Annotated in this window: 11 protein-coding genes; 8 read left to right on the top strand and 3 right to left on the bottom strand. The window is 38.7% G+C overall.

All coding sequences use genetic code 11. The annotated features are described in order from the left end of the window. Positions 1 to 457 (top strand): fasciclin domain-containing protein (locus tag VLZ86_RS02970; RefSeq protein WP_325448564.1); only part of this gene is annotated, 457 nt, incomplete at its 5' end. 95 nt (positions 458 to 552) lie between these two features. Here the strand turns inward: VLZ86_RS02970 and yidC are convergent. The 3 genes from yidC to VLZ86_RS02955 form a co-directional block, all read right to left on the bottom strand. Next, the gene (yidC, locus tag VLZ86_RS02965; RefSeq protein WP_325448562.1) at positions 553 to 2,448 is read right to left on the bottom strand and encodes a membrane protein insertase YidC; all 1,896 of its coding nucleotides are present in this window, start codon (positions 2,446 to 2,448) and stop codon (positions 553 to 555) included. 110 nt (positions 2,449 to 2,558) lie between these two features. Then, a complete protein-coding gene (locus tag VLZ86_RS02960; protein ID WP_325448560.1) occupies positions 2,559 to 4,199 on the bottom strand; it encodes a CTP synthase in 1,641 nt (546 codons plus the stop codon). Between the two features lie 417 nt (positions 4,200 to 4,616). Further along, on the bottom strand, positions 4,617 to 7,385 hold the full coding sequence (locus VLZ86_RS02955; RefSeq protein WP_325448558.1) for a pitrilysin family protein: 2,769 nt from the start codon (positions 7,383 to 7,385) through the stop codon (positions 4,617 to 4,619). A 217-nt stretch (positions 7,386 to 7,602) separates the two neighbouring features. On the opposite strand from VLZ86_RS02955, the gene VLZ86_RS02950 reads away from it, so the two are divergent. The 7 genes from VLZ86_RS02950 to VLZ86_RS02920 form a co-directional block, all read left to right on the top strand. Further along, positions 7,603 to 8,487 carry an SDR family oxidoreductase gene (locus VLZ86_RS02950; RefSeq protein WP_325448556.1) on the top strand — a complete coding sequence of 295 codons (885 nt, stop codon included), beginning with the start codon at positions 7,603 to 7,605 and terminating at the stop codon, positions 8,485 to 8,487. A 242-nt stretch (positions 8,488 to 8,729) separates the two neighbouring features. After that, positions 8,730 to 9,494: an AAA family ATPase gene (locus tag VLZ86_RS02945; RefSeq protein ID WP_325448554.1), complete on the top strand. Its 765-nt coding sequence runs from the start codon at positions 8,730 to 8,732 to the stop codon at positions 9,492 to 9,494. Further along, positions 9,494 to 10,393 carry a ParB/RepB/Spo0J family partition protein gene (locus VLZ86_RS02940; protein WP_325448552.1) on the top strand — a complete coding sequence of 300 codons (900 nt, stop codon included), beginning with the start codon at positions 9,494 to 9,496 and terminating at the stop codon, positions 10,391 to 10,393. Before VLZ86_RS02945 ends, VLZ86_RS02940 begins: the two co-directional genes overlap by 1 nt. Next, complete coding sequence (locus tag VLZ86_RS02935) at positions 10,383 to 11,006, top strand: DUF5683 domain-containing protein (RefSeq protein ID WP_414652536.1); 624 nt, start codon at positions 10,383 to 10,385, stop codon at positions 11,004 to 11,006. The genes VLZ86_RS02940 and VLZ86_RS02935 overlap by 11 nt, the downstream gene beginning before the upstream one ends. A 93-nt stretch (positions 11,007 to 11,099) precedes the next feature. After that, entirely contained in the window at positions 11,100 to 11,801 is a 702-nt protein-coding gene (dapB, locus tag VLZ86_RS02930; protein ID WP_325448550.1) for a 4-hydroxy-tetrahydrodipicolinate reductase, read from the top strand. Between the two features lie 109 nt (positions 11,802 to 11,910). Beyond that, positions 11,911 to 13,452 (top strand): signal peptidase I, encoded by a 1,542-nt coding sequence (gene lepB / locus VLZ86_RS02925; RefSeq protein WP_325448548.1) that lies wholly within the window; start codon positions 11,911 to 11,913, stop codon positions 13,450 to 13,452. Positions 13,453 to 13,465: 13 nt separating this feature from the next. Further along, on the top strand, positions 13,466 to 13,891 hold a 426-nt coding region (locus VLZ86_RS02920; RefSeq protein ID WP_325448546.1), incomplete at its 3' end, for a WbqC family protein.

Raw genomic sequence — 13,891 nt, 5'->3', positions numbered from 1 at the left:
GCCAACCGTCGTAGATTTTGCAATGTCAAATCCAGGTTTGTCAAGTTTGGTGGCTGCCCTACAATCTGCCGATTCTCAAAACCCTTCACCAAGCCTAATTCCTACCTTAACAGGAAACGGTCCATTTACAGTATTTGCCCCAACAAATGATGCCTTTGCTTCTTTATTGAAAGAACTAGATCCTTCAGGCAATACCAAATTGGGCGATTTGGATAAAGCAACCGTTGAAATGGTTCTAAAATATCATGTTGTCAATGGAAATATAACTTCCGATAAAATTCCATCGGGGGTTGTTGGAACCTTAGGAGGTGATGTTACTATAAATGCAGCTGCGCTTACCATTACTGATCCTAACGGACGCGTGAGCAATATCATTCCTACATTGGTAGATATCCAAGCTTCTAACGGTGTGGTTCACGCTATTGATAAAGTAGTACTGCCACAAATGGGTCAATAGTCGGAGTTTTTATAACTCCTCAATGGATATGTTGATTAATAACAAAAATGCCTCTGAAAATTTCAGAGGCATTTTTTATTTGGAATGGAAACAGGTTAACGTTTTCCTTTTCTTTTTTGCTCTTCAGCTTGTTCCATCATTTCTTTCATCTTCTTTTGGAACTTGCTTTCTTTTTTAGGTTTTGCCTTATTTACCTGAATTTGTGCATGGATCTTGTCTTCATCCAAAATAAAGTTCTTGATGACCAACATGATACCAATACTAATTAAATTCGAAATGAAATAATACAAACTCAATCCTGATGCATAGTTATTAAAGAAGAACAACATCATTATAGGAGAGAAGTAAATCATATACTTCATCATTTTAGCCATATCAGGCATTCCTTCCTGGGTTGGTTGTGACGCCATTTGTTGTCCTGTGGTCATTTTCATATAGAAGAAAATTGCAATGGATGCCAAGATTGGAAACAAGCTCACGTGATCACCATAAAACGGAATTTTGAAAGGTAAATCCAAAATGGTGTCATATGAAGATAAGTCATCGGCCCAAAGGAAACTCTTTTGGCGGATATCAAATGCCGATGGGAAGAATTGAAACAAGGCATAGAAAACGGGCAATTGAATCAATGCCGGCAAACAACCACTCAGTGGACTGGCACCTGCTTTAGACTGCAATGCCATAGTTTCTTGTTGAATTTTAAGCTTATTATCTTTATATTTCTCGCGAATAGCATCCAATTCTGGCTTAATGATCTTAAGTTTTGCCTGAGATAAAAATTGCTTGTACTGTACAAATGACAAGCATATTTTGATCAAAATGGTCATCACAACAATAGCAATTCCGTGAGACATATAAGACCCTAAAAAGGCAAACAATGGAATAAACAAATAACGGTTGATCCATCCGAAAATACCCCAACCTAATGGCAGAATTTCATCCAAATTTCTCTTATAGCCATTCAAGATTTTATAATCACTTGGACCGTAGTATAAATCCATGCTCTTATTAATCTCCCCACCTTCAAGTGCCAAAGGCAATTTACTGCTGAATGCCTTAGTGAAGATGGTATCTATATCCTCATCCTGAACTAAGTTTCTGGACGTAAAGTACCCAGTTTTGAAAGGTTGATCGGCTAATAGAATGGACGTGAAAAAATGCTGTTTGTTGGCAACCCATGTCACGTCTTTGGCAGTATCGTCTGTAGATTCACCCTGACCTAAATAATCGTCTTTACCTCCTCCATATTCAAAAACAAGCTCGGTATATCTGTTTTCATAAGAAACACTTTTAGCATAACGATACGTTTTAATGTTCCAGTCGAGATTAACTTCTTGTGAACTATTGATGACCTCATTTAACCCTTGCGAACGCACATTGAAAGCAAACATATAATCGTCTGGTTTCAGCTCATAACGGTATTCCAAGAACTTGCTTTCTGAAACTTTAAGCTTCATGGAAACCACAGTATTCTCACCGCTTTTGGTTACGGTCGGTTCAAAATAAAGATCTTTGGTGTTTAAATTTCGGTTATCCGTAGTAGAGAATGAAATATTAAAAAGTGCATTGTTATCTTTAATAATATAGATAGGCATTGAATCATGAGAGACAAACTCCTTAAGTCTTACCTCTGATAAATAACCGCCCTTATTGCTGAATTTTAATTCTAATAAGTCGGTCTCCACCAAAGTTTCGTGGTCTGTAGCCGATGGCAATGTAGACGCATAGGCAAAAGCGCCCAATTTGTTTTTTAACGCTTCAAGTTTTATGGAATCTAAAGCCGTTTTGTTGGTATAATCATCTGCAGTGGAAACGAAAGTGTCTTTTTTAACTGTTGCTTTTTTCTCCGCTTCTATTTCAGCCTGTTTTGCTTGTTCTTGTGCTGCAACTTCTTCAGGAGTTGGTTGGTTCTGCCATAGCATGAACAATAATATTCCGAAAATAAGAACGAATCCTATAATAGAATTGAGATCAAATTTTTTTTCTTCCATTTATGATGATGTTCAGACCTGAAATGTTCTAATAACGTTTAGGGTCTTTGTTAAGTTGGTAATTAATTCAGTTCTTGATAAGATTGGCTAACACAAAAATGCAACCAATTTTAATTTTGTGTCATACTGACACGGTTTTTATCTTTTTTAAAATTTACTGCAGCTTTTACAAAGGCCACAAATAACGGATGTGGATTAGCTACAGTACTTTTATATTCGGGATGAAATTGAACGCCTACAAACCAATTATGCGACGGAATTTCAATAATTTCCACCAAACCGGTCTCTGGGTTGAGACCAGTAGCTTTCATTCCACCAGCTTCAATTTGCTTTTTATATGCGTTATTAAATTCATAACGGTGACGGTGACGCTCTAAAATTTCTTTCGTTTGATAGACCTCGTGAGCAATACTACCTTCTTCCAACTCACAAGCCCAAGCTCCAAGTCGCATAGTTCCGCCCTTGTCTGTGACATGTTTCTGCGATGCCATTAAATCAATAACAGGATCAGACGTATGTGGATTCATTTCAGTAGAGTTCGCGTTTTTCAATCCCAAAACATTTCGGGCATATTCTATAACAGCCATTTGCATGCCCAAACAAATTCCCAAAAACGGAATATTGTTTTCCCTGACATACCTTACCGCTTCAATCTTTCCGTCCACGCCGCGCTCTCCAAATCCTGGAGCCACCAAAACACCGTCCAAATGTGCGAGTTCGTCTGCCGCATTTTCTATAGTTAAATGTTCAGAATGGATAGGTACAACCTTAACTTTTACTTCATTTTCCGCACCTGCATGAATAAATGATTCTAAAATAGATTTATAAGAATCCTGTAATTCTACGTATTTCCCAATCAATCCAATGGTCACTTCACTCTTTGGATTTTTTAATCGCTTTAAAAATTGATTCCACTGGGTTAAATCCGGAACATCACTTTGAAGATCCAATTTTTTAAGGACGACTTTATCCAAGCCTTGTTCCAACATTAAATTGGGAACGTCATATATTGTAGAGGCATCAATAGATTGAATGACCGCTTCTTCCCGAACATTGCAAAACAACGCCAATTTACGGCGTAAATCCATTGGTAATTCATGTTCCGTACGGCATACCAAAATATCTGCCATCACCCCACTTTCCATCAAGGTTTTCACACTGTGTTGGGTAGGTTTCGTTTTCAACTCACCTGCTGCAGAAAGATAGGGCACTAAGGTTAAATGGATGACAATAGCATTGTGCTCTCCCAAATCCCATTTTAATTGACGCACCGCCTCAATATAAGGTAAGGACTCAATATCACCCACGGTTCCTCCTATTTCCGTAATGACAATATCATAATCGCCAGATTTTCCAAGGAGTTGAACTCTGTTTTTAATTTCATCGGTAATATGTGGAATAACCTGAACGGTTTTACCCAAAAATTCCCCGCGACGTTCCTTTTGAATAACACTTTGATAGATACGACCGGTGGTAACGTTATTGGATTGACTTGTAGGCACGTTCAAGAAACGCTCATAATGTCCCAAATCCAAATCGGTTTCCGCACCATCATCAGTAACGTAGCATTCCCCATGTTCATAAGGATTCATGGTACCTGGATCGACGTTAATATAAGGATCTAGTTTTTGGATCGTAGTTCTATAACCTTGAGCCTGAAGTAATTTTGCCAAAGAAGCTGCAATAATGCCTTTCCCTAAAGAAGACGTTACACCTCCTGTGACGAATATGTATTTTGTAGTAGTTGTCATGTTGCGCTGTTAAACGCAGGCAAATTTACAAAATTTAAATAGTTATTAGAGCATCTAATTTTAGTTATTTATCAGGGAGGACAACCGCTGGAAACACCTCATAAAATACTAATGATCAAACATCTGAAAGAGTTAAGGTGTTTTTTACAAATAATAAACACTTGAGGGCAGGTTCTAGGGGACGGAAAGGAAAAGTATTTTTAACATTCCGAAGCAAGTGTTGAGATAACTTTCTGGCATGAAACCAACACTTAATTCGCTAATACAAATTGGATGGAAGCATAAGCCCAACCAACAAAATCCCATGCGCTGCGCTTTTGCGTTTTGCCTGCCTGTTGGCAGACAGAGGTTTCATTAAAAAAACCTGCCCCAAGGTTAAAACTGTTGAAGCAGGTCATTCTTATTGTTACAATTATATCAATCTATTTTTTTACCGTCTTGCTTAATTTCAAAATTATCAAAATCGCCACCGTTCACAACGGTCCAGTTTTCGAAATCCTTAAAGTACTTTTTAATGACTTTGTTGACGTCTTCAACGCTGAGCTTTTTGACCTGTTCTTCCACATTTTTTTGAAAGGTCATATCTCTATCCCAATATAAATTACCATTGATTGTCCTTGCCAATTCGTTGTCCTTGGCTCGGGATACACTCTGCTCTTGCACCCACCCATTGACAGCATTTTTAAGTTCTTCTTCAGTAATGCCTTCAGCAATATACCGCGAGATTTCTTCTTTAAAACCTTGCTGCACTTTGGCGGCGTTTTCTGGCGCATAAATGGCGTAAATATACATCGACGAATTTTTATCTTTTTTGTTATTAACCACATCAACGTTACCGCCAGCACCATAGCTCACACCGTCCTTTTGTCGTAAACGTCCTGCAATACGGGAATTTAAAAAACCACCACCAAATATCTCACCTGCTATTTGTAGCGCAGCATAATCGTCATCATACGCACTTCCCTCAAAAGATAAAACCCCCAAAGTGAACGCGTTTTTCTTATCAGGCGTGAGAATTTTTTCATTGGCAGCAGTGCTGCTTTGAAACTTGTTACTGATCTCCGTATAAGGTTTATCTGATTTGAAATCGGCATAAGTTTTATCAAAATAGGACTTGACCGCTTCTTCATCCATATTACCAATAGCCACAACAGATGCGCTTTCGTTGACGCCATAAAAGTCTTTATAATATGTTTTTAACTCTGCCACAGTCACTGCTTTTATAGCGGCAATTTCTTCGTCTAAAGTCATACTATACAAAGGATGCCCTTTTTTATAACGGTTGTTCAATAAACTAATTTGTCGAGAAACTACAGATTGTGGTTCCGATTTACTTTCTTCAAGGTTGGCCAAATCTTGAGTTTTTAGTTTCTCTAATTCTGTGGCATCAAATGCGGGATTTTTCAGCATGTCTGACATCAAGGCCAATGTTTCCATAAGATTTTCCTCTGTACTGTTGACAGATGCCGTAACACGACCGTTGGAACCATTAAAATACACTGACGATTTTAAAGCACTCAATTTATCCTCAATATCTTGTCTGGATTTTGTTTTAGTGCCCTTGTTCAGCATTCTTGCTGTATACCTGGCAGCGAGACCTTTATTCATCAACTGATCTACATTTCCCGTACGCAAAGTGAAGGTAAGATTCACCGTTTTACCACGATTGTCTTTTTTGATCAATCCATATTGAAAACTGCTGTTTGGCAATTTTCCTGATTGCAAGGCATTTTGGATATTTTCATAAGACACATCAAAAGCTTCACCGGCGTCCATGGCTTCCCTACCTTTATAATTGGCGACTAAAGCGTCCACATTTTCAGTATGCGGAATGGCCACGCGTACCGGATTTTTTGTTGGGATAAAATTTCCAACCGTTCTGTTTGTTGGAATAAAATATTTTTTGATGGCTGCATTGACTTTGTCGACGGTCATTTCTTCAATACGATCTCTAAAGATAAATGCCAGTCTCCAATCTCCTGCCCCGATAAATTCGCTCATATAAGTTCCCAAATAAGATGAATTTCTAAAAATTTGATCCATCCGCTTTAACATGTTTGCCTTTGCACGATTCAATTCGGCTTCAGTAATCGGATGATCTGCCAAATTATCTAATGTGGTCAATAAAACTGTTTCAGCTTCAGATAGGGATTTATCCGAAGGCACATCGACATTCATATATAAAAATGAAGGCTCTTTTGTAAATGGTGTGAAAGACCAAATACCAGACGATATTTGAGTATCAACCAAGGCTTTATATAATCTTCCGGATGGCTCATCAGTCAAAACTTGTTCAGCAATGGCCAATGCCGCTGCATCTTCATGAGATCCTGCAGGCACGTGATAAAGTGCAGAAACAATTTGCAAATCGCCCACTCGATTTAAAGTCACTCGCTTTTCGCCATCCTGTGCTGGCTCAATTGTTGGAATGTCCTTTAATTCAATTTCTGGATTTTTAAGAGTTCCGAATTTTTTTTCAATCAATGCCAATGTTTTTTCGGTATCAAATTTTCCAGTCACCATTAAAACAGCATTATCTGGTCGGTAGTATTTTTTGTAAAAAGCTTGTAAATTCTCAATAGGAACACGTTCTATATCAGACTTGTTACCAATTGTAGATTGTCCGTAGTTATGCCATAAGTAAGCGGCACTGGCAACTTCCTGCATCAATACCCGTGAAGGCGAATTCTCTCCGCTCTCAAACTCATTGCGCACTACTGAAAATTCCGAGTCCAAATCTTTTTTAGCAATAAAAGAATTGACCATTCGGTCTGACTCCAAATCTAAGGCCCACTCTAGATTTTCATCCGTGGCATTAAAAGTTTCGAAGTAATTGGTTCGGTCATACCAAGTGGTTCCGTTTGGTCTTGCACCACGAGCAGACAACTCTTCTGGAATATTGGGGTGGTTTGGGGTGCCTTTAAAAACCATATGCTCGAGTAAGTGAGCCATGCCTTTTTCGCCATATCCTTCGTGCCGGGAGCCCACCATATAGGTAATGTTTACCGTTATGGTCTGTGCGGAGTTGTCAGGAAACAAAAGGACTTTTAAGCCGTTGTCCAAACTGTATTCCGTAATACCTTCCACACTCGCTATTTTCTTAATTTGTGCATTCGCAGAGAGGGATAGCGAAAGGCAGAGCAGCATTGATAATGTAATTCTGAATAATTGGGTGTTTTTTCTCATATTTTATGGATAATTGATTCAGCCTAAAGGTATAAAAAAAACGCATGTGGGTTTTATCAATGTAAAGAATCTATGACATTCACTAAAAAGCAATGGTTTAAAACTCTCCAAGCTGCAAGAGGAGAGCTTTTATATTTTAAGAATAATTTGACTCTTCTAAAGTTCAATCTTAACATATTATCCGTATTTTTAAAATTCACTTATTAAAATAAATATAATGGGTTATACAGAAAAAATGCTCAGAGATGACGCGTTGAAGGGAAAAACGATAGTAGTTACCGGCGGCGGTAGTGGATTGGGCAAAGCAATGTCCAAGTATTTTTTAGAATTGGGTGCCAATGTTGCGATTACCTCCCGTAATCTTGATAGACTAAAAACTACCGCACAGGAACTTGAGAAAGAAACCAACGGCACGTGTTTACCATTACAATGTGACGTCCGCAATTATGACGAGGTTGAGGCTATGTTGAAAGGCGCAGTGGAGAAATTCGGTAAAGTAGATGTTTTGCTAAATAATGCGGCCGGTAACTTCATCTCACCTACTGAACGTCTTTCTGCCAACGCTTTTGACACAATTATTGATATTGTTTTAAAAGGCACAAAAAACTGCACCTTGACGTTTGGAAAACATTGGATTGACACCAAGCAAACCAATACTAGTGTACTCAATATTGTGACAACTTATGCCTGGACAGGTTCCGCCTATGTGGTGCCAAGTGCGACTGCCAAAGCGGGTGTTTTGGCCATGACACGCAGTCTAGCTGTAGAATGGGCAAAATATGGAATGCGCTTTAACGCCATTGCACCCGGGCCATTCCCTACAAAAGGTGCTTGGGATAGGCTTTTACCTGGCGATTTAAAAGACAAATTTGATATGGCCAAAAAAGTGCCCTTAAACCGTGTGGGCGACCATCAGGAATTGGCAAATCTCGCCGCCTACTTAGTATCTGATTTCTCTGCCTATGTCAACGGCGAAGTGATTACCATTGATGGTGGTGAATGGCTAAAAGGTGCGGGGCAATTTAATTTATTGGAAGCTATTCCTGAAGACATGTGGGATCAGCTGGAAGCAATGATACGAGCAAAAAAAGGTAAAAATTAAGGATATCTTACAACCTTAAACGGCCTTAATAAAGCATTTATAGCGCAGATATACTTACAAATTAAAAAGTATCAATCGTAATTAAGGTGGATGTCGCTGTTAAAGCGTTGATAACAAAGCTCAATAATTTTTTAGGTTTTTGAGGGCAGACCTTTTAAAACCAATGGTGCTTTGTTAACAAGTAAGATTTTTTAAACTCACAAATAATTGTATTTTTACGCTCACAAAAATCAGATCATTTAATGGGCAAAATAATTGCAATAGCCAATCAAAAAGGAGGCGTTGGTAAAACAACCACATCAGTAAATTTAGCTGCTTCCTTAGGCGCTTTAGAGAAAAAAGTATTATTGATAGATGCCGATCCGCAAGCCAATGCCTCCTCAGGTTTAGGCATTGATGTAGAAGGTGTAGAGGTTGGTTCGTATCAACTCATTGAACATTCTGCAAAAGCAGAAGACTGCATCATCCCTACAAGTGCACCACATGTTGATATCATCCCGGCTCACATTGATTTGGTAGCCATTGAAATTGAATTGGTTGATAAGGAAGAGCGTGAATACATGCTCAAAAAAGCAATTCACCATCTAAAAGACCAGTACGATTATATTTTAATTGACTGCGCACCATCTTTGGGGCTTTTGACATTAAATGCGCTAACCGCGGCAGATTCGGTCATCATTCCGATACAATGCGAGTATTTCGCGTTGGAAGGTTTGGGTAAATTGTTGAATACCATTAAAAGTGTGCAACGTATCCATAACCCCAATTTAGATATTGAAGGCATGTTATTGACCATGTACGATGCACGTTTACGCTTGTCAAACCAAGTTGTTGAAGAAGTACAAAAGCATTTTAGTGATATGGTTTTTGATACGATTATCCAACGGAATGTTCGTTTGGGAGAAGCTCCAAGTTTTGGAGAAAGCATCATCAATTATGATGTGAGCAGTAAAGGCGCTACCAACTATTTGAGTTTAGCGAAGGAAATTATTAAAAAGAACGGTTAATGGCGAAGGCAACACAAAAACAAGCTTTAGGAAGAGGATTATCAGCACTTTTAAAAGATCCGGCAAACGATATCAAATCGGTTCAGGATAAAAATGCCGATAAAGTTATCGGTAATATTGTAGAGTTGGAATTGGAGGCCATTGAAATTAATCCGTTTCAGCCACGAACCAATTTTAATGAAGAAACGCTTCGGGAATTGGCATCTTCCATCAGAGAACTTGGCGTCATCCAACCTATTACCGTTAGAAAGCTTGATTTTAACAAGTACCAATTAGTTTCTGGAGAACGCCGTTTTAGAGCTTCCAAACTGATTGGATTGTCCACCATTCCTGCCTATATCAGAATTGCCAACGACCAAGAGTCCTTAGAAATGGCCTTGGTTGAAAATATTCAACGTCAAGATTTAGACCCTATTGAAATTGCATTGTCCTACCAACGTTTGATTGATGAAATTCAATTGACACAAGAACAAATGAGCGAACGTGTGGGAAAAAAACGTTCTACCATAGCCAACTACCTTCGCCTTTTAAAGTTGGACCCAATTATACAAACAGGCATGCGCGACGGTTTTATTTCCATGGGCCATGGTCGTGCCATTATCAATATTGAGGATCAATCCGAACAACTGGATATTTACGAAAAAATACTTTCCAATAAATTGTCCGTTAGAGATACGGAAGCTTTGGTTAAGAATTATCACAATAAAAGCGAATCAAAAGTTGCTGAAAAACCCGAATTACCATCCTTTGTTAAAAAAGGCGTAAAAGAATTTTCAGAATACTTTGGCCACAAAATTGACGTTAAAGTGAGTAAGAACGGAAAAGGAACCATCAGTATTCCTTTCCATTCTGAAGAGGATTTTAACCGTATCAAAAAACTTGTTCAAAGTGCCAAATAACCGCCTTTATACATTTCTTTTCATTTTATTTTTTGCTTCTTTCTTCGGATTTTCGCAACCCCCCGCCGATAGCATTCCCAAAGACATTTCTAAAGACATTACCAACAAAAGTCCTAAAGAAGTTGTGATTGACAGCTTGGTTAGAGAACCCATGAATATCTTAGCTCCCGCCCGGGCCGCATTTTACTCGGCCGTACTACCAGGGTTGGGCCAAGCGTATAACAAGAAATATTGGAAAATCCCGATTGTTTATGCAGCCCTTGGCACCGGAATCTATTTCTATTTAGACAATGATAAAACCTATGACCGCTATCGTAATGCTTACAAAAGCAGGTTAGCTGGCCATACTGATGATGAGTTTTACGGCGATGGTCCAACCCCTCGAGTTTCGAATGACGGATTGATACGGGCGCAGAACACGCTACGACGTAATAAAGAATTGTCCCTGTTGATTACTTTTGGGTTATACGCGCTCAATATTATTGATGCCAACGTCGACGCACATTTGCTTCAATATAACTTAGATGAAAATTTGGCGTTAAAGCCTCATTTCAAATATAATGAACAGGAAAACTCCACTAATTTGGGAGTGACCTTGAATTTTAAATTTTAGTCATGACACGAGGATCCAAAGGATTTCAGCACCCAAGTAAATGATTAATGGCGAAGTGCCTGTGTCCGTTCAAAAACAAATAAATATAAACACATGAAAATAGGTCTTTTAGGTTATGGAAAGATGGGAAAAACCATTGAACAGATAGCCCTGAAACGGGGACATGACATCTCCTTAAAAGTTGACAAAGACACCAAAAATTATAGCCTCGAAAACATAGATGTCGCCATAGATTTTAGCACACCTGAAGCCGCTGTAGCTAACATTACTAATTGTTTTAATCATAATATCCCCGTTATTTCTGGTACTACGGGTTGGCTGGACCATTATGATGATGTGGTCGCCTTGTGCAAAGAAAAAAACGGAACCTTTCTTTATGCTTCCAATTTTAGCTTAGGCGTCAATATCTTTTTTGAGTTGAACAAAATCTTATCAAAACTCATGGCAAACCTTCCTGAATACGACATTAGTATGGAAGAAGTGCACCATACCGAAAAGCTGGACGCACCCAGTGGTACGGCTATTACCTTGGCAGAAGAGATACTTAAAAATTCAAAATACGGCTCTTGGACGCTTGATGCCGCAAAACTAAATGACTTACATATTAATTCCAAACGCATTGACAAAGTTCCAGGAACCCATGAAGTGGTTTATAAGTCTTCTGTTGATACCATTGAAATTAAACATACCGCCCATAACCGCGACGGATTTGCACTTGGTGCCGTTATTGCTGCCGAATGGCTTGCGGGAAAAAAAGGCATTTTTTCAATGAAAGATGTGTTAAACATTGGTTAACTTATTGACAATTTTTTAATTACGATTTATCATTTACAATATATTTGTTGAACGGGCTTTAAACCACAACCATTAAATCCCTAATTTTCACTATAATAACTACAATCAGATGACATTTACAGAATGGTTTATTTTCTTTTTCGTGATACAGGTCATACACGGCCTTGGCACATGGAAATTATACATAAAAGCAGGCAGACAAGCTTGGGAGGCTTTTGTTCCGGTATATAATGCCGTAGTTTTAATGAAAATCATCAATCGGCCTTGGTGGTGGACTATCTTACTGTTTGTTCCTATTGTCAATTTGATCATGTTTCCTGTAGTTTGGGTAGAAACTGCTAGAAGTTTTGGAAAAAACACCACTACAGATACGGTTTTAGCACTGATAACTTTTGGTCTTTATAACTATTACCTGAATTATGTGGCAGATGTGACTCATGTTAAAGACCGAAGCCTGCATCCAAAATCGGCGGCCGGAGATTGGATCAGTTCCATTTTGTTCGCTATTGTTGCAGCCACTATCGTCCACACGTATTTTATCCAACCATTCACCATTCCTACGTCCTCTTTAGAAAAAACATTGTTGGTGGGCGACTTTCTATTTGTGAGCAAGTTCCATTATGGGGCGAGGCTTCCAATGACTACTGTCGCAGCACCCATGGTACATGACACTATCCCATTACTGAACGTCAAGTCCTATCTTTCAAAACCTGAATTACCTTATATGAGGCTTCCTGGGTTTCAAAAGATAAAACGCAATGATATTGTGGTTTTCAACTGGCCAGTGGACACTATGTTAGACATGCGCCATACGGATAAATTCTACTATAAACCCATCGATAAAAAAACCAATTATGTAAAGCGTAGCGTAGGATTACCAGGCGATACCCTTTCCATTAAGGATGGCTATGTGTACATCAATGGAAAACAAAATGTCCTAAATGATCGGGCCCGCATCCAATTTTCATACAATGTGACTTTTAAAGGCCAAATTTCTTCAAATGCACAGGTTTATGAAATTTTGAAGCGATTTGACATGACCGATGGTTTAGGCTATGATCAAGAAATGGAAACATGGATCATTCCTGCAGCTACTGAAGAAGCAGTAGCAAGAGCAAAAAACCATCCAAACATCGCCTCCATAGAAATCCGTAAGGATTCTTTAGACCATCGTGATTCTGGTATTTTCCCAATGAATCCAGCCTATAATTGGAATAACGATTATTTCGGTCCTTTATATATCCCCGAGAAAGGAAAAACGATCACCTTAACTGCTGAAAACCTTCCCTTATACAAACGCGTCATCAGCGTTTATGAAGGTCGTGACCTCTCTGTAAATGGGAATCAAATCAGCATTGATGGTCAAATTACCAACCAATACACCTTTACAAAGGATTATTATTGGATGATGGGAGATAACCGCCATAACTCACAGGATTCTAGAGTTTGGGGCTTTGTACCTTTTGATCACGTTGTAGGGAAACCTGTATTGGTATGGATGAGTTGGGATGGCAAAAGTCCGCGTTGGGAACGTTTTTTCACCACTGTGGGTGGCAATGGAAAGTTGGTCTCTTACTTCATTCCATTCCTTGTACTCTTAGGTATTATTTTCGGATTTAATACCTGGCGTAAAAGAAAAGCGAATAAATAAGTAGCTTTCTACCATGGATATTCTACTTCATCCCACCTATTTTCCGAGCATTGCGCAATGTGTTGCCATGGTTCAGGCAAAAAAGGTGATTTTTGAAGTCTGTGATAACTATCAGAAGCAAACCTATAGAAACCGAATGACCATTTATGGTGCACAGGGTAAAATTCCTTTGACCGTGCCTGTGATCTATTCACAAAAAAACAGACAACTTTACAAAGACATTCACATATCAAACAATGAAAAATGGCAAGATCTACATTGGAAATCGATTCAATCTGCCTACAGTAGCTCGCCGTTTTTTGAATTTTACGAACATGATTTACTTCATCTTTTCAATCAAGAAGCCACACAATTGATGGAGTTTAACTTCGCGTGTTTGGATGCTATTCTGGAATGTTTACAACTCGATCTTAAGTTTGAAAAGACCACTGAATTTGGC

The organism is Gelidibacter sp., assembly GCF_035515035.1.
GTDB lineage: Bacteria > Bacteroidota > Bacteroidia > Flavobacteriales > Flavobacteriaceae > Gelidibacter.
Note: the sequence above shows the minus strand (reverse complement) of the source record. Positions and strands in the feature narration are given on the sequence as shown.

Bases quoted from the DNA above. Each gene is read 5' to 3' on its own strand.
- lepB (WP_325448548.1), top strand. From the start codon at position 11,911: ATGACATTTACAGAATGGTTTATTTTCTTTTTCGTGATACAGGTCATA.
- VLZ86_RS02950 (WP_325448556.1), top strand. From the start codon at position 7,603: ATGGGTTATACAGAAAAAATGCTCAGAGATGACGCGTTGAAGGGAAAA.
- VLZ86_RS02955 (WP_325448558.1), bottom strand. From the start codon at position 7,385: ATGAGAAAAAACACCCAATTATTCAGAATTACATTATCAATGCTGCTC.
- VLZ86_RS02945 (WP_325448554.1), top strand. From the start codon at position 8,730: ATGGGCAAAATAATTGCAATAGCCAATCAAAAAGGAGGCGTTGGTAAA.
- dapB (WP_325448550.1), top strand. From the start codon at position 11,100: ATGAAAATAGGTCTTTTAGGTTATGGAAAGATGGGAAAAACCATTGAA.
- VLZ86_RS02940 (WP_325448552.1), top strand. From the start codon at position 9,494: ATGGCGAAGGCAACACAAAAACAAGCTTTAGGAAGAGGATTATCAGCA.
- yidC (WP_325448562.1), bottom strand. From the start codon at position 2,448: ATGGAAGAAAAAAAATTTGATCTCAATTCTATTATAGGATTCGTTCTT.
- VLZ86_RS02960 (WP_325448560.1), bottom strand. From the start codon at position 4,199: ATGACAACTACTACAAAATACATATTCGTCACAGGAGGTGTAACGTCT.